Source organism: Nonomuraea sp. NPDC051298 (assembly GCF_055586305.1).
Map to the genome: position 1 here is coordinate 57,899 of NZ_JBVJIM010000025.1, position 20,071 is coordinate 77,969.

At 72.3% G+C, this 20,071-nt stretch carries 22 protein-coding genes; 10 read left to right on the forward strand and 12 right to left on the reverse strand.

Annotated features, from left to right (window positions below):
* Nucleotides 1-4 precede the first annotated feature (4 nt).
* Nucleotides 5-1,081 (forward strand): Rv3169 family protein, encoded by a 1,077-nt coding sequence (locus tag ACZ6S0_RS43100; protein WP_465925129.1) that lies wholly within the window; start codon nt 5-7, stop codon nt 1,079-1,081.
* A 40-nt stretch (nt 1,082-1,121) separates the two neighbouring features.
* On the opposite strand, the gene ACZ6S0_RS43105 is transcribed toward ACZ6S0_RS43100, so the two are convergent.
* Nucleotides 1,122-1,535 (reverse strand): hypothetical protein, encoded by a 414-nt coding sequence (locus ACZ6S0_RS43105; RefSeq protein ID WP_465925130.1) that lies wholly within the window; start codon nt 1,533-1,535, stop codon nt 1,122-1,124.
* Nucleotides 1,536-1,674: 139 nt separating this feature from the next.
* On the opposite strand from ACZ6S0_RS43105, the gene ACZ6S0_RS43110 reads away from it, so the two are divergent.
* A complete protein-coding gene (locus tag ACZ6S0_RS43110; protein ID WP_465925131.1) occupies nt 1,675-2,346 on the forward strand; it encodes a response regulator transcription factor in 672 nt (223 codons plus the stop codon).
* Complete coding sequence (locus ACZ6S0_RS43115) at nt 2,343-3,866, forward strand: sensor histidine kinase (RefSeq protein ID WP_465925132.1); 1,524 nt, start codon at nt 2,343-2,345, stop codon at nt 3,864-3,866. Before ACZ6S0_RS43110 ends, ACZ6S0_RS43115 begins: the two co-directional genes overlap by 4 nt.
* Here ACZ6S0_RS43115 and ACZ6S0_RS43120 read toward each other — a convergent pair.
* The 7 genes from ACZ6S0_RS43120 to ACZ6S0_RS43150 all read right to left on the reverse strand — a co-directional run bounded on the left by ACZ6S0_RS43120 (nt 3,845) and on the right by ACZ6S0_RS43150 (nt 10,536).
* Nucleotides 3,845-4,801, reverse strand: coding sequence for a GNAT family N-acetyltransferase (locus ACZ6S0_RS43120; RefSeq protein ID WP_465925133.1), 957 nt, complete (start codon nt 4,799-4,801; stop codon nt 3,845-3,847). The genes ACZ6S0_RS43115 and ACZ6S0_RS43120 overlap by 22 nt on opposite strands.
* A gap of 10 nt (nt 4,802-4,811) precedes the next feature.
* Nucleotides 4,812-5,162 (reverse strand): hypothetical protein, encoded by a 351-nt coding sequence (locus ACZ6S0_RS43125; RefSeq protein ID WP_344897013.1) that lies wholly within the window; start codon nt 5,160-5,162, stop codon nt 4,812-4,814.
* 165 nt (nt 5,163-5,327) lie between these two features.
* Nucleotides 5,328-5,900, reverse strand: coding sequence for a PadR family transcriptional regulator (locus ACZ6S0_RS43130; RefSeq protein WP_465925134.1), 573 nt, complete (start codon nt 5,898-5,900; stop codon nt 5,328-5,330).
* A gap of 76 nt (nt 5,901-5,976) precedes the next feature.
* Complete coding sequence (locus ACZ6S0_RS43135) at nt 5,977-6,771, reverse strand: MBL fold metallo-hydrolase (RefSeq protein ID WP_465925135.1); 795 nt, start codon at nt 6,769-6,771, stop codon at nt 5,977-5,979.
* A 49-nt stretch (nt 6,772-6,820) separates the two neighbouring features.
* On the reverse strand, nt 6,821-7,462 hold the full coding sequence (locus tag ACZ6S0_RS43140; protein ID WP_465925136.1) for a response regulator: 642 nt from the start codon (nt 7,460-7,462) through the stop codon (nt 6,821-6,823).
* A 13-nt stretch (nt 7,463-7,475) separates the two neighbouring features.
* Complete coding sequence (locus ACZ6S0_RS43145) at nt 7,476-8,639, reverse strand: sensor histidine kinase (RefSeq protein ID WP_465925137.1); 1,164 nt, start codon at nt 8,637-8,639, stop codon at nt 7,476-7,478.
* 88 nt (nt 8,640-8,727) lie between these two features.
* A complete protein-coding gene (locus tag ACZ6S0_RS43150) occupies nt 8,728-10,536 on the reverse strand; it encodes a flavin-containing monooxygenase (protein WP_465925138.1) in 1,809 nt (602 codons plus the stop codon).
* 165 nt (nt 10,537-10,701) lie between these two features.
* On the opposite strand from ACZ6S0_RS43150, the gene ACZ6S0_RS43155 reads away from it, so the two are divergent.
* The 3 genes from ACZ6S0_RS43155 to ACZ6S0_RS43165 all read left to right on the forward strand — a co-directional run bounded on the left by ACZ6S0_RS43155 (nt 10,702) and on the right by ACZ6S0_RS43165 (nt 12,711).
* Nucleotides 10,702-12,045 carry a hypothetical protein gene (locus tag ACZ6S0_RS43155; RefSeq protein WP_465925139.1) on the forward strand — a complete coding sequence of 448 codons (1,344 nt, stop codon included), beginning with the start codon at nt 10,702-10,704 and terminating at the stop codon, nt 12,043-12,045.
* Nucleotides 12,046-12,112: 67 nt separating this feature from the next.
* Nucleotides 12,113-12,445 carry an ArsR/SmtB family transcription factor gene (locus tag ACZ6S0_RS43160; protein ID WP_465925140.1) on the forward strand — a complete coding sequence of 111 codons (333 nt, stop codon included), beginning with the start codon at nt 12,113-12,115 and terminating at the stop codon, nt 12,443-12,445.
* Nucleotides 12,445-12,711: a hypothetical protein gene (locus ACZ6S0_RS43165; protein ID WP_344896986.1), complete on the forward strand. Its 267-nt coding sequence runs from the start codon at nt 12,445-12,447 to the stop codon at nt 12,709-12,711. The genes ACZ6S0_RS43160 and ACZ6S0_RS43165 overlap by 1 nt, the downstream gene beginning before the upstream one ends.
* Here the strand turns inward: ACZ6S0_RS43165 and ACZ6S0_RS43170 are convergent.
* The gene (locus tag ACZ6S0_RS43170) at nt 12,694-13,140 is read right to left on the reverse strand and encodes a protein-tyrosine phosphatase family protein (RefSeq protein WP_465925141.1); all 447 of its coding nucleotides are present in this window, start codon (nt 13,138-13,140) and stop codon (nt 12,694-12,696) included. The genes ACZ6S0_RS43165 and ACZ6S0_RS43170 overlap by 18 nt on opposite strands.
* Before the next feature lie 19 nt (nt 13,141-13,159).
* Complete coding sequence (locus ACZ6S0_RS43175) at nt 13,160-14,590, reverse strand: multicopper oxidase family protein (RefSeq protein WP_465925142.1); 1,431 nt, start codon at nt 14,588-14,590, stop codon at nt 13,160-13,162.
* Nucleotides 14,591-14,890: 300 nt separating this feature from the next.
* Between ACZ6S0_RS43175 and ACZ6S0_RS43180 the strand changes: the two genes are divergently transcribed.
* The 4 genes from ACZ6S0_RS43180 to ACZ6S0_RS43195 are packed head-to-tail and all read left to right on the forward strand — an operon-like array spanning nt 14,891 to nt 18,388.
* Complete coding sequence (locus tag ACZ6S0_RS43180; RefSeq protein WP_465925143.1) at nt 14,891-15,883, forward strand: methyltransferase; 993 nt, start codon at nt 14,891-14,893, stop codon at nt 15,881-15,883.
* Nucleotides 15,880-16,764 (forward strand): hypothetical protein, encoded by an 885-nt coding sequence (locus ACZ6S0_RS43185; protein WP_465925144.1) that lies wholly within the window; start codon nt 15,880-15,882, stop codon nt 16,762-16,764. The genes ACZ6S0_RS43180 and ACZ6S0_RS43185 overlap by 4 nt, the downstream gene beginning before the upstream one ends.
* Before the next feature lie 14 nt (nt 16,765-16,778).
* A complete protein-coding gene (locus ACZ6S0_RS43190; protein WP_465925145.1) occupies nt 16,779-17,516 on the forward strand; it encodes an SDR family NAD(P)-dependent oxidoreductase in 738 nt (245 codons plus the stop codon).
* Complete coding sequence (locus ACZ6S0_RS43195; protein ID WP_465925146.1) at nt 17,516-18,388, forward strand: NAD(P)-dependent oxidoreductase; 873 nt, start codon at nt 17,516-17,518, stop codon at nt 18,386-18,388. Before ACZ6S0_RS43190 ends, ACZ6S0_RS43195 begins: the two co-directional genes overlap by 1 nt.
* Here ACZ6S0_RS43195 and ACZ6S0_RS43200 read toward each other — a convergent pair.
* Both ACZ6S0_RS43200 and ACZ6S0_RS43205 read right to left on the reverse strand, forming a co-directional pair.
* On the reverse strand, nt 18,375-19,061 hold the full coding sequence (locus tag ACZ6S0_RS43200) for an SDR family NAD(P)-dependent oxidoreductase (RefSeq protein ID WP_465925147.1): 687 nt from the start codon (nt 19,059-19,061) through the stop codon (nt 18,375-18,377). The two genes, ACZ6S0_RS43195 and ACZ6S0_RS43200, sit on opposite strands and share 14 nt — an antisense overlap.
* A gap of 28 nt (nt 19,062-19,089) precedes the next feature.
* Nucleotides 19,090-19,950: an LLM class flavin-dependent oxidoreductase gene (locus ACZ6S0_RS43205; RefSeq protein ID WP_465925148.1), complete on the reverse strand. Its 861-nt coding sequence runs from the start codon at nt 19,948-19,950 to the stop codon at nt 19,090-19,092.
* Nucleotides 19,951-20,071 lie beyond the last annotated feature (121 nt).

Genomic DNA, 20,071 nt, shown 5'->3' on the forward strand with positions numbered 1-20,071 from the left:
GGGCATGGCGCTGTCACCGCTCGACGACTACCCCGTGCACCAGGCCGCCCAGGTGATGCGGCACGTGACCACCGGCGACCGCAACTTCTACGACCGCTACTACTTCAACTGCCACCCCGCCTCCGACGAGCTGATGCTGATCGTCGGCCTGGGCCAGTACCCCAATCTGGGCGTCACCGACGCCTTCGCCTGCGTACGCACCCGCGACCTGCACCGCGTCGTCCGTGCCTCCCGCGAGCTGGGCGCGGACCGGATGGACACCCGGGTCGGCCCCTTCCGGGTGGAGGTGCTCGAAGGGCTCAGACGGCTCCGGGTGGTGCTGGAGCCGAACGAGCATGGCCTGTCCTTCGACCTCCTGTGGGAGGCGACGATCCCGGCCGTCCTGGAGCCACGGCATTTCCTGCGGTGGCAGGAGCGGGTGGTGTTCGACTCCGTACGCATGGCGCAGACCGGCCGCTGGTCCGGCGACCTCACGATCGGCGACCGCCGGGTGACGGTCACGCCCGACCGCTGGATGGGCACCAGGGACCGATCGTGGGGCATCCGGCCCGTCGGCGAGCCCGAGCCGCCCGGCATCCAGGCCAGGAACCCCGGGACGTTCTACTGGCTCTACGCCCCGATGCGCTTCGAGGACCACGCCATCCTCTGCATCGTCCAGGAGGACGAGCGGGGTCGCCGCCTGCTGGAGGAGGCCGTCCGCGTGTGGGCCGACGGACGCGAGGAGGAGTACCTCGGCAGACCGGAGTACCGGCCGGTCTACGCCCCCGGCACCCGCGACGTCGTCGAGGCCACGATCACGTTCGCGCCGCCCGGCGGCAAGCCGTTCGACGTGCGCTGCACGCCGCTCCTGCCGGTGCACCTCATGGTCGGCACCGGCTACGGGCTGGAGCAGGAGTGGCGCCATGGGATGTACCAGGGGGCGGGGCCCGTCGTGCAGGGCGTGACGTACCGGCTGCCCGACGACGCCGCCAGGATGTGGGGCATGGTGGACGCCGTCGGGCGCTTCGAGTACGACGGGCTCGTCGGCCACGGGCTCTTCGAGTACTGGGCGCTGGGGCCGCATCACTCGTTCGGCGGCTGAGCCGCGCCCCCACCCCCGTCCGACGACCGGGCCGAGGCCGCTACTCGGCCTTCTTGCAGGTGATCTTGACGGTCTTGGCGCCCTCGGTCGGAGCCGTGACGTCGTCGAGCGCGACCGCCTTGCCCGGCTCGGCCGGGAGCGCGGTCTTGTCCGGCTCCACCGAGAGTGCCGTCTTGCCCGGCTCGGCAGGGAGGGCCGGCGACCACTCGAGGGCCTCGTCCTGCGAGCCCGGCACGGCCTTGGTCACGTGGAGCGTCCCACCATCGGGGCCGACGTCCTCGATCTTGACCGGCATCGCCTTGGCCAGATGGACGGTCGCGCCGTCGCTGCTGGTGCACGTGACCTTGGCACCGGCGGCGGGGGCGGGGGGCTCGTCCGCCATGGCGGAGCCGGCCAGGCCGCCGAGAGCGAGTACGGCCGTCGCAGCGAGCACCGCGAGACGTCGCTTGAGCATGAATTCTCCTCACTGGAATCGATCGAAACCCGAATCGATCGAACGCCCCAAGGCTCGCGCGCCGCACCTGAAGCGATCCTGAAGAGGGCCAAAATGATCTTCAGGTTGGCTTTAGGTACGCTGAGGCACTCTTGAGAGCGTGCGAGTGTTATTGGTGGAGGACGAGGAGCGGCTGGCCGACCTGGTCAAGGGCGGGCTGGCAGGCGAGGGCTTCGCGGTGGACGTGGCCTACGACGGGCGCGACGGGCTGTGGATGGCCACCGAGAACACCTATGACGTGATCGTCCTGGACGTGATGCTGCCCAGGCTCAACGGGTACGCGGTCTGCGCCCGGCTGCGCGAGGCCGGCGACTGGACCCCGATCATGATGCTCACGGCCAAGGACGGCATCTACGACGAGGCCGAGGCGCTCGACAACGGGGCCGACGACTACCTGGCCAAGCCCTTCTCGTACGTGGTGCTGCTGGCCAGGCTGCGCGCGCTGGTACGGCGCGGCGGGCGGGAACGGCCCGTGACGATCACCGTCGGCGACCTGGTGATCGACCCGGCCGGGCTGCGCTGCCGCCGGGGCGAGGTGGGGATCGGGCTGACGCCGAAGGAGTTCGCGGTGCTGCACGCGCTCGCGCGCCGGCCAGGCGAGGTGGTCTCCAAGGGCGAGCTGCTGGCCCAGGCGTGGGACTTCTCCTACGACGGCGACCCGAACATCGTCGAGGTCTACATCAGCGCGCTGCGCCGCAAGATCGACCTGCCGTTCGGGAAGACGACGTTGATGACGGTCCGCGGGGCCGGGTACCGGCTGGAGGCGGCATGAGTGCGATGTTGGAGCGGCTGCACGGGGAGCTGTCGTCCGTACGGGTGCGGGCGACCGCGGCGGCCACGCTCGTCGTGGCGCTCGCCCTGGGCGTGTCGGCGCTGGTGCTGGTGGCGGTGCTGCGCGGCACGCTGGTGAACAGCGCCGACGCCGAGGCGGCCAGGAAGGCCACGGCCGCCGTGCCGTACGCGGAGACGCTGGACATCGTCAGCGCGCGCCGGGCCGGCGGCGCCTCGGCGCCACTGCTGCCCGCGCCGACCACCGGCTCGGACAGCGCCACGGCCAAGCCGAGCGTCGGTTCGGACAGCGCCACGGCCAAGTCGACCAAGCCGACCACCGGCTCGAACGACGGCAAGGCCCCGCCGCCCGCCCTGGACAGCGTCACGGTCGCGCCGATCACCGGCTCGGACGACGTCACGGCGTCGGGCCCGGCGACCGCGACGGTCGGCAAGGAGGGCGTGGTGCGCCTGAACGACGGCACCGAGGCGTGGATCGCCGACCCGGACATCTTGGTGACCAAGAGGCTGACGGCGGTCAAGGAGTGGGCCCAGCCCGACGAGTACGCGGTCGCCGGCGTCGAGGTGTCCACTGCCGTCGGGCCGGCCGTGCTGCTGTCGCGGGTCTCCCTGGCGGGCGCGGAGCAGGCGCTGCAGACGCTGTACAGCGCGCTGCTGCCCGGTGTGCCCGCCCTGCTGGTCGTGGTGGCCGGGATGACGTGGTTCTCGGTGGGACGGGCGCTCGGCCCCGTGGCCGCGATCCGGGCCAAGGTCGCCGACATCACGGCCCGCGATCTCAACCAGCGCGTCCCCGTACCGAGGTCGAAGGACGAGATCGCGGCCCTGGCCACCACCGTGAACGGCACGCTCGACCGGCTGGAGACGGCGGTGGAGCGGCACAAGCGGTTCGTCGCCGACGCCGCGCACGAGTTGCGCAGCCCGATCGCGACCCTGCGGGCCCGGCTGGAGCTGGCCCAGCCCAGCGAGCTGACCAAGGAGGCCCTGGCCGACGTCGAACGCCTGCAGTCGCTCGCCGCCGACCTGCTCATGCTGGCCAAACTGGACGCGGGCGAGCCGCTGCGGGCCGCGGAGCTGGACCTGGGCCAGGTGGCGGCCGAGGCGTCGCTGCGGGCCAGGCGGCGTCCTGAGGTGCGGGTGGAGCTGGACATCGAGCCCGACGTGGTGATGAAGGGATCGAACGCCCATCTCGACCGTCTCATCACGAACCTGGCCGACAACGCCGTACGGCACGCCGCCTCCTCCGTACGGGTCCGCGTCGCGGCCGAGGCCGGTGTGGCCCTGCTGGAGGTGCGCGACGACGGCCCGGGGATCCCGCCCGATCAGCGGGAGGCCGTGTTCGACCGCTTCACCCGGCTGGACGAGGCGCGGGCCAGGGACGCGGGCGGCGCCGGGCTGGGCCTGCCGATCGCCCGGGACATCGCCCACCTGCACGAAGGCTCACTCGTGTACGCCGGCTCGGGCTTCGTCGCCCGGTTCCCCCTCTACGACGCGGTCAGGGCGTAGGTCGTGCGGCGGTCGGTGATCCGGAATCCGGCGCGGCCGTACACGCTCACCGCCCCGGTGGGGTTCTCCGTGTCGACGCCCAGCCCGGCGCTCTCGTAGCCCTGGCGGGCGAAGGCGGCCAGGGCGTGCGCGATCAGCGCGCCGGCCACGCCCTTGCCGCGCCACTCCTTCAGCGTGCCGATGATCTGGATCCACGCCTCGCGCTCGCCCCGCCGCGCGCTGCGCTCGTCGAAGAAGTGCGTCATGAGCACGCCCACCACCCGGCCTTCCGCCAGGGCCACGAACGAGGACTCGGGGCGGAAGTTCCGCGTGCCGGTGATGGCGCCGGCCCAGCTCTCGGGGGTGTGCGACGCGGAGCCCCAGTGGTCGCGGAACGACTCGTTGCGTACGCGCCTGGCCCCGTCGTCCAGCTCCGGCGACCAGGTGGCGATGGAGATGCCCTGGAGCGTCCTGAGCGGCGGCAGGGCGTCCGACAGACTCCGCCTCATGTCGGCGAACGTGCGTACGGGGACGAACCCGGCACCCACCGCCAGCGCGGCGAGGCCCGGGTTGCCATGGTGGGCGCTGAGCTGGAGCTCCACCGGGACACCGGGGAACGCCCGGTGGCCCAGCCCCGGCGCCGTACGGACGGCCCAGTCGACGATCCGCCGGCCGAGCCCGTGACGGCGGTAGGCGGGGTGCACGCCGCCCCACAGGCTCATCACGTGCACCCCGTCCTCCGCGGACTGCCTGACCGGCAGGTAGCCCACGGCCGCGATCCGGCCGTCGTCCCTGGCCGCGAGGGTGCCCGCGGCCAGGTCGATGAGGTGATGGGAGAGTTGCTCCGCCACGTCGCCGGCGCCGAGGGCCTCGCCGGTGCGGTCTTCGGCCTCCATCGCGGCCCAGAGGTCGGCCAGCGGCTGGGCGTCGTCGTGTGTCAGCGGTCCCCAATCCATGGAGGGCAGACTAGACGAGCCTGGTCGTACAGCCCAATTCCCTCCCGATACGGGCCAGACCATCCGCGAACGCCGTACGCGTGCGCTCGCCGAACCCGATGAAGAACCGGTTGGCCAGCGGCACCCCCCAGCGCATCCACTCGGCGACGTTGTAGACCCGGTGGACCACGCGCGTGCCCTCCGGGTCGGGGTGGAGCGACCACTCGCCGCGGTACCACCAGCCGCCCTGGTAGGCGACGGTGTGGTCGCCGGTCTCGGTCGTCATCTCGTGCGCCGGACGTTCGCCCCGCAGGACCCGCCACACCTCCTCGATCGGCGCGGCGACCACGCCGGACACCTCGGTGATGAGCGTCTTCCTCATGGCCGGCACACTCCTGCGCCGGGGTGGATCTCTGTGGACATGGCACAGCTCCCTGTGTCGCGGCGCCTATCCTGTGACTGCGAGTTCGGGCAGGCAGGCGCCTTGTTCGGACCTACGGCCGCCGGGGTGTTGGCGCACTCCGGCGGCCCTTTCCCACCTCGTCCCCTATATCTCGACCGTGGGATCCCAGACGAGTTCGCCCTTGTCGAGGCGGTCGAACAGCCCCTTGATCCACTCCAGCTCCGCCGTGTGGAGCGCCAGCTCCACCTCGACCTCCAGCGTGAGGATCGCGGGCAGGCCGCTTTCCGCGAGTGCGCTCATGTTGGCCCGCATCCCGGCCAGCGTGCCCTCGATCGTGGCCGCCCGCGCCCGCAGCGCGGCGCGTGCCTCGTCCAGCGACAGGCAGCCGATGAGCGAGACGGCCGCGACGAACGCCCGCCGGTCGGGGTCGGGTCTCTCCAGCAGGTGGCGCAGCCGGGTGCGCAGCTCGTGGCGGCCCTCGTCGGTGATCTCGTAGACCGTGCGTTCCGGCCTGCGGCCCGCGCGGTCGGTGCCCACAGGAGTGATCAGCTCATCCGCCGCCAGGCGCTCGACCGCGTGGTAGAGGCTGCGCGGCAGGCCGGTGATGTAGTCCTTGTGGGTGTCGATGATGTAGCGGTGCAGCTCGTAGGGGTGGCTGGCACGCACCGTGAGCAGGGCCAGGACGGTCAACCCCACGAGGTCGTGGCGTCGTGCCAATATGGACTCCTTCTATATTGCAAAATGCACTATAGCGCGGCCGTGACGCGTTCGTCGAGCGTGGCGGAGCAGGCGGCTAGGCGTCGAGCTGCATGAAGGCACGGGCGACGGCCTGCCTGGAGACGTCCTCCGGGTACGGGAAGAGCCCGATCAGGTCGCGCAGCCCCTCCACGTGGGCGCGCTTGGCGAGGTCGGCCACCCGCGACAGCTCTTCGTGCTGGGCCAGGACGTACGCGTGGTCCACCACCGCGCCGTGCCCCGGGACGATCACCGGCTCGGGCCTCTCCGCCAGCATCGCGGCCACGGTGCCGGGCCAGTCGAGCGGGTACGAGTCGCCGAACGCCGGCGGCGCCCCCTCCTCCACCAGGTCACCGGCGAACAGCACGCCCGCGTCCGGGACGTGCGCCACCACGTCGTTGCTGCTGTGCCCGAGCCCGAAGTGGCGCAGATGGACGATCCGCCCGCCGATGTCGAGGGTGGCCGCGACGGTGAACGTGTGGTCGGGCGCGACGATGGTCACCTCCTCCAGCTCCTCGCGCCGCTCAGGCCGCTGCTCGATCATGCCGGCGCGGTGCTGCTCGCCGTACGTCTCGATCTCCTCGGCGCACCTGGCGTGGCCCCAGATCTCGGCGGGACGGAAGAGCGCGTTGCCGTAGTAGTGGTCGAAGTGGGAGTGGGTGTTGACGACCGTCCAGGGGTAGGCGGTGACCGTCCTGACCGCCTCGACCAGGTCGGCCGCCTCTCTGTGGGAGCCCCTGGTGTCGAGGACCAGGCAGTGTCCGTCGCCCACGATCAGCCCCGTGTTGAGGTCGTACGACCGATGACGCCGGACGTAGACCCGGTCGCCGACCTCCTGCCAGTTCTCGCTCATGCCAACGAACCCTACTTTTAGGATCAAGGATCGGCATACGACTTCCGGGTCAGGCCCGCAGGTACGCCAGCACCGCCAGCACCCTGCGGTGCCCGTCGGCGGCCGGGGGCAGGTCGAGCTTGGTGAAGATGTTGGCGATGTGCTTGGCCACGGCCGCCTCGGTGACGTGGAGCTCCTTGGCGATCGAGGCGTTCGAGCGGCCCTCGGCGATCAGGCCGAGCACCTCCTGCTCGCGCGGGGTGAGCCGGGAGATCGGGTCGCGGCGCCGCCGCAGGAGCTGGCGCACCACCTCCGGGTCCACGACCGTGCCGCCGCCGGCCACGCGGTCGAGGGCGTCGACGAACTCGCGTACGTCGCCGATGCGGTCTTTCAGCAGGTAGCCGACGCCCGCCCCGGCTCCCGACTCGAGCAGCTCGGCCGCGTACGTCTGCTCGACGTACTGGCTGAGCACCAGCACCGCCAGCTCCGGATGCCGGGCGCGCAGCTCCAGCGCCGCCCGCAGGCCCTCGTCGGAGAAGCCCGGCGGCATGCGCACGTCGGTCACCACGGCGTCGGGGCGGTGCTCGGTGACGGCCTCGACCAGGGCGGACGCGTCGCCGACGGAGGCGACGACGGTGTGGCCGAAGCGTTCGAGCAGCCCGGCCAGGCCCTCCCGGAGCAGGACGGCGTCTTCGGCGATCACCACGCGCACGGGATCTCCTCGGTCAGGAACACGGGATCTCCACCCGGACGAGCGTCGGGCCGCCGGCCGGGCTGGACAGCGACAGCCTCCCGCCCACCACCGACAGCCGGTCGGCGAGCCCGGTCAGCCCTGTCCCCTTTCCCTGGTCGGCGCCGCCGATGCCGTCGTCGCCGATCTCGACGACGAGTATGCCGCGCTCGACCCGCCCGGTGACGGCGGCCCTGGTGGCCCGGCTGTGCTTGGTCACGTTCGCCAGGGCCTCGCTGACGACGTAGTAGGCGGTCACCTCGATCGGGGGCGGCAGGCGGAGGGGCAGGTCGAGGTGGACGTCCACGGGCACGGGCGAGCGCCCCGCCACGTCGCGTACCGCGGCGCTCAGCCCTCGGTCGGTGAGCACCTGGGAGTGCACTCCCCTGATCAGCTCGCGCAGCTCGGCCAGGGCCTGCTTGGCCTCCTCGTGGGCCAGCCCGATCAGCCGCCCGGTCTGGGAGTCGTCCGGCAGGTCGAGCCTGGCCAGGCCGAGCGTCATGGCCAGGGCCACCAGCCGCTGCTGGGCGCCGTCGTGCAGGTCCCGCTCGATCCTGCGGCGCTCCATCTCGAACGCGTCCACCAACCGCGCCCGCGACCGCAGCACCTCGCTCAGCTCGGAGCCCGCCGGGGCGAGCAACGCGCGCACCATCGCGCCCCGGGCGCCGCCCCAGGCCGTGATCGTGTACGCGGCGACGGGCAGCAGCAGCACCCCCACGACCGAGCCGAAGACCTCGACCGGCCAGGCCACCGGCTGCAGGACCGGGGTGAGGATCAGCACCACCGGCCCCCCGATCGTGAACGCCAATATGATCAGGTCGATCCACCACATCGCGAGCACGGTCACGATCGCCAGCCCGGCCTCCCGCCTGCGCCGGTCCGGCGGCCCGGGCACCGGCACGAGGTCGACCAGGCGCAGCCTGAACCGTTCGAAGCGGGCGATGAGCGGGACGGACAGGGCCAGGGCGACCAGGCCCGCCAGGATGCCGAGCGCGGGCTCGACCTGCGCGATGCCCAGCCCGACGGTGGCGACGAGCCCGGCCGCCGCGCCGGGGACCAGGCTGGCCAGCAGGTACGCCACGCAGCGCCACGGCCAGCCCGAGGCGAGAAACGGCACGGGACGCCGGGTCAAGGCTTCCAGCGCGGTCCTGTGGAGCATTTTGTGACCGTATCCGCTGGTGGGAGGGTCGGGCAGTAGTGCTGGGTGTAGCTTTCGCCGTGGTGGCGCCGCGATCGCCGCGGTCGTCTCACGGGCGGCGGAACTCCAGGCCCTCGAAGTCGCCCGAGGCGCGCCACCGGTCGATGAAGGCGAAGTACGCCATCGCCCCGTGCGGGTGGCCGACGTTGAGCCGGTCCTTGCGGCCGCGGTCCTGGCCCTCGTTGTTGTAGTAGCCCGGCGTGCAGTCGGGCGAGCCCAGCAGCCGGCCGGCGCCCGACAGCAGCAGGGTCACCCAGCCCTCCTCGGCCTCCCTCGTGGCCTCGACCCGCGCGTAGCCGTGGTCGAGGGCGTGGCGCACGGTCGCGGCGATGGTCCTGCCCGCCTCGGTCAGGTTGTGCGGGATGTTGGAGATGAGGTTCGCGCCCTGCGTCGGCTGCACGAGGAAGGCGTTCGGGAAGCCGTGCACGTGGATGCCGTGCAGCGTGCGCATGCCCGCCGACCAGTGGTCCGACAGCCGGAGCCCGCCCCGTCCCACCGGGTCGTAGCCGGAGCGGCGGGTGTAGTCGGTGCCGACCTCGAAGCCCGAGGCGTAGATGACGCAGTCGACCTCGTACTCGCGGCCCGCCGCGACCACGCCCCGCCCGATGATCCGTTCGACGCCCTTGCCGTCGGTGTCGACCAGGTGGGTGCCGGGCAGGTTGTACGCCTGCAGGTACTCGTCGTGGAAGCAGGGCCGCTTGCAGAGCTGGCGGTACCACGCCTTCAGGCCGCGGGCGGTCTCCGGGTCGTCGACCACGGCGTCCACGCGGGCGCGGATCTCCTCCATCTTCTCGAAGTCGGAGTCCTCGAAGGCGGCCAGGATCGTGTCCTGGGTGAGCTGCCCGGACGGCACCGCGTTGATCCTGGTGCGATAACGGCGGGCGAGGTCGGTCCAGCCGTCCATCACCAGGTCCTCCTCGACCCGGCCGCCGCTCTGGTTGGCGGTGAAGTTCTCCAGCCAGCGCTGCTGCCAGCCGGGCGTGGCGATCGTGGCGAACCACTCGGGGTCGGTCGGCCGGTTGTCGCGCACGTCCACCGACGAGGGCGTGCGCTGGAAGACGTACAGCTCCCGGCAGGCCCGCGCCAGGTGCGGCACGCACTGCACGGCAGTCGCGCCGGTGCCGATGAGGGCCACCCGCCGGTCGGCCAGCCGGTCGAGAGGCGCGCCGGAGGGGTCGCCGCCGGTGTAGGCGTAGTCCCAGCGGCTCGTGTGGAACGCGTGGCCGCCGAAGTCCTCGATGCCGGGGATGCCGGGCAGTTTCGGCACGTTGAAGGGGCCGATGCCCATGGCGACGAACTGGGCGGTGAACGCGTCGCCGCGGTCGGTGCGCACGGTCCAGCGCGAGCGGGCCTCGTCCCACTCCAGGCCCACCACCTCGGTGTGGAACAGGGCGTGGTCGTACAGGCCGTAGTGCTTGCCGATGCGGCGGCAGTGTTCGAGGATCTCGGGGGCGTGCGCGTACTTCTCGGTCGGCATGTGGCCGGTCTCCTCCAGGAGCGGCATGTACACGAACGAGGCCGTGTCGCACTGCGCTCCCGGGTAGCGGTTCCAGTACCAGGTGCCGCCGAAGTCGCCGCCCTTCTCCACGATGCGCACGTCCTCGACCCCGGCCTCCTTCAGCCGCGCGCCCGTGACGAGACCGGCGAAGCCGCCGCCGACGATGGCGACCGTGACGTGGTCGGTCCTCGGCTCGCGCTCGGCCACGGGGAGGTACGGGTCGTCCAGGTAGGGGGCGAAGCGGCCGGTGAGGCGACGGTACTGGTCGTTGCCGTCCGGCCGGAGCCGCTTGTCGCGCTCCTCGCGGTATTTGCGGCGCAGGCCGTCCCTGTCGACGGCTGGGCGGTCGGCGGCGGTCATGCGTCCCTCCGGAGCGGCGGGTTCCCCTACGTAATTCCAGAATGTCATTCTGATACGGCCCCCACAAGCCCCGCGCCAGGGCCTGCGGCGTCCGGAACCGTCCGGCTCGGCGACCGGGATGTCCACTATTGTGGGGGCCCGGACTCACGAGGAAGCGGATCCGCCTTGGCCCATCGCGCACTGGTCATCGCCATGCTGCCGGCGGTCGGGCTGCGCCTGCTCGCGATGCTCGGCTTCCCCCCTGCGCTGCTGTTCTACGGCGACTCCTTCGCCTTCCTGGCCGAGGAGCTGGCCCCGGGCACCAGCAGGCCCTCCGGCTACTCGCTGCTGCTGGCGCTGCTGCGGCCCGCGCACAGCCTCACCCTGGTGACGGTCCTGCAGCACCTGCTGGTGCTGGCGCTCGCGGTCGCGGTGTACGCGCTGCTGCGCCGCCGCGGCCTGCCCGGCTGGGGCGCCACGCTGCTGGTCACCCCGCTGCTCTACGACGAGTTCATGGTGCTGCTCGAGCACATGATCATGGCGGACGCCGTCTTCGTCGCGCTCGTCACCGCGGCGATCACGCTGATCGTCTGGCGGGTCACCCCCACGACGGCCGCCGTGGGCGGGCTGCTGCTGGGCCTGGCCGGGATCACCAGGACCGTCGGCCTGCCGCTGCTGCTCCTGACCGCCGCGTACCTGCTGATCAGGCGGTACGGCTGGCGCCCCCTGGTGGCGCTGCTGGTGGCCGGGGCGATCCCGCTGGGCGCGTACGCGACCTGGACGAAGGCGGAGAAGGGCAAGTTCGCCCTGACCGAGGCCGACGGGAACTTCCTGTGGTCGCGGACCATGAGCTTCGCCGACTGCGCGGTGATCCGGCCGTCCGAACGGCTGTCCGTGCTCTGCCCGGACATGCCGGTGGAGCAGCGGCCCTACCCGCCCCACTGGTTGTGGGAGGACTTCTCGCCGCTGCTCAAGGTGCCGGGCACGGCCAACCGCAACCAGCTCGCCGGGGAGTTCGCCAGGGCCGCCATCCTGGCCCAGCCCGTGGAGTACCTGGGCGCGGTCGCGACCGATCTCGCGCAGTTGCTGCGCTGGGAGCGTACGGCGGTCGACGAGAAGACGCCCTACAAGTTCCCCGCGGCGGAACGGCCGATCAGCGAGTCGGTGCGGGGCGTGGCCGAGTCGTACGAGGGGGGGCCGGCGGCCACGCGGGTGGTGGAGCCGTTCGCCGGGTGGTTGCGGGCGTACCAGCGCTTCGGCTACGTGCCGTTCCCGCTGCTCTCCCTGGCGTTGGCGGGGACGCTGGTCGCCGCGCTGGTCCGGCGGCGGTGGGACGCGCTGCTGCCCGGGGTGGCCGCGCTCGCGCTGATCGTCTCGCCGCCGTTCCTGGCGGCCTTCGACGTGCGGTACGTGATCCCGGCGATCCCGCTGGTGTGCCTGGCGGCAGGGCTGACCCTCGGGACGGGGACCCCGTTCATGGGCGAACGGCCGCAGCCCCGGCACCGGCGCGAAGCCGTCGAGGTGGCCTAGGGCCGGTGCGCGACGGGCCGTGTTACGGTCGTACCCGTAAAAGCGTTCTTACACGTGATGGGAAGCCATGACGCAGGCCGGGCCGACGGGTGACGACCTGGTCGAGATGCTGGCGGCGCTGGCCAACCCGTTGCGGCTGCGCATCGTCGCGCAACTCGCGGCAGGGCGCGACTACGTGAGCCACCTGGCCCGCGTGATCGGGGTCAGCCGGCCGCTCCTCCACATGCACCTGCGCCGGCTGGAGGCCGCCGGGCTGATCACCGGCAGTCTGGAGCTGTCCGACGACGGCAAGGCCATGAAGTATTACGAGGTCACCGACTTCGACCTGCATCTGACCGCGGCGGCGCTGGCCGAGGCGGCCAAGACACTCACCGGGCCGGGCCCGGAGGAGGGCTCCTGATGGCGATGTCCTGGCCCGAGGTGATCTTCTATCTCGGGGTACTGGTTCTGGCCACGTTCCTGGGCAGCGTGGTGATCGTGGGGATGTTCGACGCCCGCAAGGCCAGGCGGCAGGCCGATCAGGCCGACGACCTGCGCCGGCTCGTGCAGAGGTTCGAGCAGCTCGCCGAGACCACCCTCGACGCGCAGCAGCGGGTCGCCGCCGACCTGGCGGAGCTGCGCTCGCGCACGGCCTCGATCGAGCAGATCCTACGCACGGTCGAGTGACTCGCGGAAACGGGTGACGTAGCGGCGCTGCCACGGCGTCTCCACAGCGTGTCTCGCGTAGTGCTCGCGCACGTAGGCGACCGCCCGGTCGCCGGGCACGCCGTCGAGGACGGCCAGGCAGGCCAGCGCGGTGCCGGTGCGTCCACGCCCGCCGCCGCAGGCGACCTCGACGCGCTCGTGCCCCGCGCGCTCCCACGCCTCACGCAGGACCTCGACGGCCGCCCGGCGGTCGGACGGCAGCCAGAAGTCGGGCCAGCGCAGCCACCGGTGCTCCCACTCGACCTCGGGTGGGCGGTCGCCCAGCAGGTAGAGGGCGAAGGCGGGCCGCAGGCCCTGCGGGAGCGGGTGTCTCAGGCCCCGGCCGCGCACGAGGCGGCCCGACGGCAGGCGCAGCACGCCCGCCGCGGCGGGCTCCCAGGTCGCGTTCATGCGGGCAGGATAGCGGGCCTCACATGACGTCGAGGTTGCCCATCATCATCATGTCCTCGTGTTCCAGGTTGTGGCAGTGGAAGACGTACCGGCCCCGGTAGCCGGTGAAGCGGACCAGCACCTCCACCAGCTCACTGTCCGGGATGTCCATGGTGTCCTTCCAGCCGGCGTCGCTGGGCCGGACTCTGCCCTCGCTCCCGCGGCTGAGCACCTGGAAGTGGGCCATGTGGATGTGGAGGGGATGGTGCACGTCGGTGACGACGCGCCAGATCTCCGTGGTGCCGAGTTTCGACTCGACGTCGGCGCGGTCGGGGTCGAAGACCTTGCCGTTGATCGTCCACATGACGCGGCCGTCGTTGGCTCCCTGGGTGAAGTTGACCTGGCGGGTGCGCGTGGCGGACGAGCGCGAAAGGCGTTCGAACTCGACCAGTCGGGCGGGCACGCGGCTGTCGTCCTTGGCCTTCCTGGCGACGCGGAAGCGCATGATGTCGGCGGTGCCGCCGTCGCCCAGCGTGTTCTTCAGCGTCACCTGCGTGCCGACCGGGTAGGCGGAGAAGTCGATGACGACCTCGAAGCGCTCGGCCGGGGCGATCGGCAGCTCGTCGTGCCTGACCGGGGCGCCCAGCAGGCCCACGTCGCTGCCCACCTGGACGAACTCCGCGGCGGGCGGATCGAGGGCGAGCTGGTAGCGGCGCGCGTTGGAGGCGTTGAGCAGACGGAAGCGGTAGCGGGTGTTGTCGACCTCCATGACCGGCCACGGGGCGCCGTTGACCAGGATCACGTCACCCAGCACCCCCTCCATGTACTCCTCCGTCACGCCGGGCTCGCCCTGGAGGTCGGGCGAGACGGACGGGTACAGGAACGAGCCGTCCTCGTCGAAGGCCCGGTCGCAGATCATCAGCGGCACGTCGTGGTCGCCCTGGGGCAGCGGCAGCGCATCGGCCTCGTCGTCGTGGACGAGGTGGAAGCCGGCCAGCCCGCGCCAGACCTGGGGACCCGTGAAGTCCATCCGGTGGTCGTGGTACCAGAGCGTGGCCGCGGGCTGGTCGAGGGGGTAGACGTAGTCCTTGGCCCCCTTGCTGACGCGGCCCGTCGCCCCGTGGTTCTGGTGCGAGGCCCCGCCGCCGCCCGGCAGGATCAGGTCGGTCGGGTAGCCGTCGCTCTCGGCGGGCGTCTTGCCGCCGTGCAGGTGGACGGCGACGGGCACGGGCAGCTCGTTGCGGTGGCGCACCTGTGTGCGGCGGCCGCTGCGCGAGACGATCGTGGGCCCGGGGAAGAGCCCGTTGTATCCCCAGACCTGGGTCGGAGACCCGGGTATGATCTCGGCCCGCGCCGGTTTCTGCACGATCTCGTAGAAGTCGGTGGTGCCGTCGGTCCGCGCGGGCTTGAGCACGGGCGGAATGGGCAGCGGAACCGTGAACGGCTTCGGCAGGGGCACCTTGCTGGTCAAGACCCTCCCCGTGCTCCCCTGCACGCCGGAGGAGCCACAGGAGGCGGCGAACGGTAAAAGAGCGATCCCCATCCCGGCACGGAGCACGTCTCTGCGACTCGGCTTCACGAACGGTCCTCCCCGATGCGATGCGGCTCTATATGTAGGCAGTCTACAGGTTGAGCACGCGCTTCGCGGGGACGCCGCCCAGAGTCCCGTCCACGATCGGGCGCGGCACTCGTACGGCGGCCGTGGCCCGCTCAAGGCGGCCCCCAACCGGCTTCGACCCATGCCCGAGTGCCCCGTGTCACGCTCGCGACCATGGCAGACATCGATCTCGTCCGGCTCGCGCGCTCCTACTTCGCCGCCAAGGCGCTGCTCAGCGCCGTCGAACTCGACCTGTTCAGCGCTCTCTCGGAGAAGGCGCTGAGTGAACCGGAGATCCGCGAGCGGCTCGGCCTGCACCCGCGTGCGTGCAAGGACTGGCTGGACGCGCTCACCGGCCTCGGCGTGCTCATCCGGGACGGCGACCGCTACGGCAACGGGCGCGACGCCGCAGCCTACCTGGACGCGGCCAGGCCCACGTACATCGGCGGGTTCCTGCACCTGCTGAACTACCACTACGGGAACTGGGCCGAGCTGACGAAACTGCTGCGCACCGGGGAGCCGGGCTCCAAGGGCGCGCAGAACTTCGACGCCTTCTACGCCGACCCGCGCCGGGTGGAGCAGTTCATGCGGGCCATGGACGGCGCCGCCGCCGCCGTCGGGCCCGCGCTGGCCAACGCCTTCGACTGGAGCCCGTACCGGTCGTTCGTGGACGTGGGCGGCGCCCGCGGCAACCTGGCGGCCGACATCGTCCGCGTGCACCCGCACCTGACCGGCATCACCTTCGACCTGCCGCAGGTCGAGCCCAGCTTCCAGGAGCACATGAACCGGCTCGGCATGAACGGCAAGGTCCGCTTCCAGGGCGGCGACTTCTTCGCCGACCCGATCCCGGACGCGGACGTCGCCGTCTTCGGGCACGTCCTGCACGACTGGGACGACGAGCGCCGCATCGCGCTGCTGGAGAAGGCCCACCGCGCGCTGCCCCCCGGCGGCCGGGTGGTCATCTACGACGCACTCAAGGACGAGATCCCCGGCGACCCCGAGACCTTCCTCATGAGCCTCAACATGCGGCTGATCACGCCGGGGGGCTCGGAGTACGCGGAGTCGGAATGCCGTTCCTGGCTGACCGCCGCCGGCTTCCGCGACATCGAGGTGGCCCCGCTGACCGGTCCCGACGTGCTCGTGTCCGGCCGTAAGGAGGACCGATGAGCAGGCTGCACGGACGGCGCGGCTTCCTGGCCGGCGCCGGGCTGCTGACCGCCGCCCACGTGGCGGGCGTGCCCCGCGCGGCCGTGGCGGACACGCGCAAGGCGGTCGAGGTCGTCATCGACGCGAACGGTCTGACCGCCCCCTCGACCCTGGCGGAAGGCTGCCTCACCCTGCGGGTGCGCGCCACGCGGACCACCGCGCTGCTGCTCGTACGCCTGCGCCCGGGGCGCACCCTCGACGCCTACCTCCGTGACCTCCTGCTGACGAACTCCGCGAACATCGAGGAGCGCAAGGCCGCCTGCCGGCGCGTGGAGCTGTCGGTCGACCAGTACGGCGGCGCCGTGCTGACCGCCGAGGCCGTCGTGGAGATCAGCTCGATCGTGACCCGCGGCGCCTACCACCTGATCGCCTACGACTACGCCGACAACGCCGCCAAGCCGGTGGTCAAGGCCGTCAAGGTCGAGGGCGCCGGGGCGGACAGGAAGCAGTTCCCCGGCGTGGACGGCACGATCATCCACCGGCAGGACGGGACGCGCACGCGCATCGACGTGGCCGGCGCCCCGCTGCCTCGCAACGGCCGCTTCCTCGTGGTCAACGCCTCCAACGGGCTGAACGAGGCGGTGTTCATCCCCGTCGCGCCCGGCACGACCGCGACCGGCCTGCAGGACGTGTTCGACGCGATCAAGAGCGGCAAGCAGCCGCCGAGCATCCCGTTCAGGGGGCAGCCGGTCGGCCTGGCCCCCCTGTCGCGGGGGCGCTCCGCGGCCGTGCAGATCGACCTGCCCGCAGGACCGTACGTGCTGCTCTCCCACATCGTCGATCCCGCGACCGGATACGCGCGCGCGTACGACGGCGCGTACCAGTTGCTGACCCTGACCTGAACGGAGCGGAGAAGATGAGCCTGGACCTGACCGGAAAGCGCTGCCTGGTCACCGGCGGCAGCCGGGGCTCCGGCCGCGCGATCGTGCTCGCCCTCGCCGCACGCGGCGCCCGGGTGGTCACCTGCTATCGCGCTGACCAGGAGGCCGCGGCGGAGCTGGAGCGGGAGCTGAAGGCGTTCGGCGTCGAGCACCGCGTCGTGCGGGCCGACGTCCGCCGCCCAGAGGACGCGACGATGCTGGCCAACACCTGCCGCGAGCTGTTCGGCGGCCTCGACGTGCTGGTCAACAACGCCGGCGTCGACGGGCACTCGTCGATCGACGACCTGGAGCCCGACGAGTGGCACCGCGTGCTGGACACCAACCTGACCGCGCTGCACCTGGTCACCCGTGCCGTGCTGCCGCTGCTGGCGGAGAACTCCTCGATCATCAACCTCGGCGCGTCGGCGGCCGAGCGCGGGCTGCCGTTCAAGAGCCACTACACCGCCTCCAAGGCCGCGGTGATCGGCTGGACCCGGTCGCTGGCCAAGGAGCTGGGCTCGCGCCGCATCCGGGTCAACGTCATCGCGCCGGGCATCATCGACGCGGGCGACGGCGACGGCCCGCCGCCGCAGGTGCTGGAGCGGATCAAGAAGGCGGCCGCGCTCGGACGGCTGGGCGGGCCGGGCGACGTGGCCGAGGCCGTGCTGTACCTGGCCGGTGACCAGTCCGCCTACGTCACCGGGGCCACGCTGACCGTGGACGGGGGAATCTGATGGCCGTACGGGACGTGGCCGTGCTCGGGCTCGGCACCATGGGCTCGGGCATGGCGGCCCGCCTCCTGGAGTCCGGCTACCGCATCACGGTCTGGAACCGGACGGCCGAGCGGGCCGAGCCGCTGGCCGAGAAGGGCGCCCACGTGGCCACCTCCGTCCAGGACGCGGCGGCCGGGGCCGAGGTCCTGCTGCTCAGCCTGGCCGACGAGAGCGCCGTGGACGAGGTGCTGTTCGGCGGCGCGCTGGCGGCGGCCGGGCCGGGCACGCTCGTCGTGGACACCAGCACCGTCTCCCCCGCCTACGCCCGCCGCGCCACGGAACGCGTGGCCGCGGCCGGGGCGCACCGGGTGGAGGCGTGCGTGCTGGGCAACCCGCTGCAGGCCCGCCGCGGCGAGCTGCGCGTGCTCGCGGCCGGGGACGAGCTGGACATCCGGCGGGCCAAGCCGGTACTCGAGACGATCGGCCACGAGGTGTACGAACTCGGCCCCGCCGGCCGGGGCGCGGCCATGAAGCTGGCCTTCAACCTGCTGCTCGGGGCCCAGCTCGCCTCCCTGGCCGAGGCCGTGAGCTACGGGGAGAGCGCGGGCCTCGACCGCGCCATGCTGCTGTCGGCCATCGCGGAGAGCGGCTTCAGCTCCAAGGTCATGAGCTTCCGTGCGGCGCTGATGCGCGACGGGCGCTTCACGCCGCCCGCCTTCCGCTCGCGGCTCATGGAGAAGGACCTGCGGCTCGTCCTGGCCGAGGCCGCCACGGCGGACCTGAGCCTGCCGGTCACCGAACGGGCCGCCGGCCAGTTCGCGGCGCTGGTGGACCAGGGCGACGGCGACCACGACGCGGCCGCCGTCTGCCGGTTGTTCTCTACCACTCCATGACCACACCGTCCGGACGGAAGAACGCGCCGCTGGGGCCGTCGTCGGCCAGCGTGGCCACGGCCACGATGGACCGGGCGGCGTCCCGCGGCGTACGTTCCGCGTCCGGCAGCATCCGGCTCCTGACCCGCCCCGGGTTGACGGCGTTGACCAGCACGCCGGTGCCCTCGGTGTCGCGGGCCAGGATGACGGTGACCGCGTTGAGCGCGGCCTTGGAGACCGTGTAGCCCGGCGTTCCCGGGAAGAGGCCGTGGGTGAACGACGCGGTGCCGCTCGACACGTTGACGATCCGCCCCCAGCCGCGGCGGATCATCTCCGGCAGCACGGCCTGCGCCATCCGCCACGCCCCGACCGTGTTCACCGCCAGCTCGCGCTCGACGAGTTCGAGGTCGGCCGCGGACGGGCGCTGCCGCGGGGTCAGCAGCACCCCGGCGTTGTTGATCAGCACGTCCACCGGCCCGATCTGGTCGAGCGCGGACTTGACCAGGTCGGGCTCTGTCACGTCGAGTACGACCGGGCGCGCGGACCCGCCGCACGCCCGCGCGACGGAGGCGGCCGTCTCCGCCTCACGCGCCGCCACGACCACGTCGAAGCCCTGCTCCAGCAGCCGGGCCGCCACCGGGCCGCCGAGGTCGCCGTTCGCGCCCGTGACGAGGGCGGTACGCGGGCCGCTCATCGCGACTCCTCCTTCAGCGCCGAGGGCATCACAGGACCGCCTTCGCGAGGAGGTCGACCTGCTCGGGGTCCGCGTGGCAGGGCACGAGGATCAGCTCGTCGCAGCCCGCGTCGCGGTAACCGGCGACGACCTCCGCCAGCCTGGCCTCGTCGGTGATCGCACCGGCCGCCGCCTTGCCCGCGTAGCCGGGGCCGAGGAAGGCGTAGTAGCCGCCGAGGAAGCCGGCGGCGTGGTCGCGGGCGTCGGGGCCGAGTGCGAAGTAGTTGAGCGCCAGTTTGCGCGGCTCCTCCGTCCGGCCCTCCTCCTGCCAGACACGGCGGGCGCGTTCGAGGTGCACCGCGTAGCCCGAGGGGGCGCCGCCGCCCGCGATCCAGCCCCAGCCGTGGCGGGCGGCGCGGCGCAGGGCCGCCTCCGAGTGGCCGCCGAACAGCAGCCGGGGAGCCCGTGGGAGCACCGGCCCGACGGGGTTGCCGAACCCGTCCTCCGGGCCCGACCAGATGCGCTGGAGCCGCTCGGTCATCGCGTCGAGCCGCCGCCCGCGACCGGCCAGCACGGTGCCGTTGGCCGTGTAGTCGTCCTCGCGCAGCCCGGCCGCCAGGCCGAGGATCAGCCTGCCGCCCGACAGCAGGTCGACGGTGGCGGCCTGTTTGGCCAGCACGGCCACGTCGGCTCGGTAGGGGGCGATCAGCACCGTGGTCGCCAGCTCGATTCGCTCGGTGACCGCGGCGGCGGCGGCGAGCGCGGTCAGGGATTCGAGCCCGTCGTAGACGAGCCGGTCGAGTGCCCCCAGCGTGGAGAACCCCAGCCGGTCGGCGCGCCTGGCCCACTCCAGCAACCGCCCCGCCCGCGCGCCCGGGATCAGCGAGGGAAGCGCTACACCAATGTCCATACCGCGATGATCCGGCTCGGGGCTCGACGATCGGTCGAGCCGTGTTCGACCGGGGCGGCCTAGCCTCGTCTTCCACACGTCATGTCACCGCATCCCGCCCGCCGTCCGCCGCAGCTCGGCT

Excerpts from the sequence above, each read along its gene's own strand:
- ACZ6S0_RS43135 (WP_465925135.1), bottom strand. The coding sequence starts at position 6,771 with ATGAGCGAGAACTGGCAGGAGGTCGGCGACCGGGTCTACGTCCGGCGT.
- ACZ6S0_RS43145 (WP_465925137.1), bottom strand. The coding sequence starts at position 8,639 with ATGCTCCACAGGACCGCGCTGGAAGCCTTGACCCGGCGTCCCGTGCCG.
- ACZ6S0_RS43115 (WP_465925132.1), top strand. The coding sequence starts at position 2,343 with ATGAGTGCGATGTTGGAGCGGCTGCACGGGGAGCTGTCGTCCGTACGG.
- ACZ6S0_RS43185 (WP_465925144.1), top strand. The coding sequence starts at position 15,880 with ATGAGCAGGCTGCACGGACGGCGCGGCTTCCTGGCCGGCGCCGGGCTG.
- ACZ6S0_RS43195 (WP_465925146.1), top strand. The coding sequence starts at position 17,516 with ATGGCCGTACGGGACGTGGCCGTGCTCGGGCTCGGCACCATGGGCTCG.
- ACZ6S0_RS43170 (WP_465925141.1), bottom strand. The coding sequence starts at position 13,140 with ATGAACGCGACCTGGGAGCCCGCCGCGGCGGGCGTGCTGCGCCTGCCG.
- ACZ6S0_RS43125 (WP_344897013.1), bottom strand. The coding sequence starts at position 5,162 with ATGAGGAAGACGCTCATCACCGAGGTGTCCGGCGTGGTCGCCGCGCCG.
- ACZ6S0_RS43165 (WP_344896986.1), top strand. The coding sequence starts at position 12,445 with ATGGCGATGTCCTGGCCCGAGGTGATCTTCTATCTCGGGGTACTGGTT.
- ACZ6S0_RS43160 (WP_465925140.1), top strand. The coding sequence starts at position 12,113 with ATGACGCAGGCCGGGCCGACGGGTGACGACCTGGTCGAGATGCTGGCG.
- ACZ6S0_RS43190 (WP_465925145.1), top strand. The coding sequence starts at position 16,779 with ATGAGCCTGGACCTGACCGGAAAGCGCTGCCTGGTCACCGGCGGCAGC.
- ACZ6S0_RS43105 (WP_465925130.1), bottom strand. The coding sequence starts at position 1,535 with ATGCTCAAGCGACGTCTCGCGGTGCTCGCTGCGACGGCCGTACTCGCT.
- ACZ6S0_RS43150 (WP_465925138.1), bottom strand. The coding sequence starts at position 10,536 with ATGACCGCCGCCGACCGCCCAGCCGTCGACAGGGACGGCCTGCGCCGC.
- ACZ6S0_RS43200 (WP_465925147.1), bottom strand. The coding sequence starts at position 19,061 with ATGAGCGGCCCGCGTACCGCCCTCGTCACGGGCGCGAACGGCGACCTC.
- ACZ6S0_RS43180 (WP_465925143.1), top strand. The coding sequence starts at position 14,891 with ATGGCAGACATCGATCTCGTCCGGCTCGCGCGCTCCTACTTCGCCGCC.
- ACZ6S0_RS43120 (WP_465925133.1), bottom strand. The coding sequence starts at position 4,801 with ATGGATTGGGGACCGCTGACACACGACGACGCCCAGCCGCTGGCCGAC.
- ACZ6S0_RS43205 (WP_465925148.1), bottom strand. The coding sequence starts at position 19,950 with ATGGACATTGGTGTAGCGCTTCCCTCGCTGATCCCGGGCGCGCGGGCG.
- ACZ6S0_RS43100 (WP_465925129.1), top strand. The coding sequence starts at position 5 with ATGGCGCTGTCACCGCTCGACGACTACCCCGTGCACCAGGCCGCCCAG.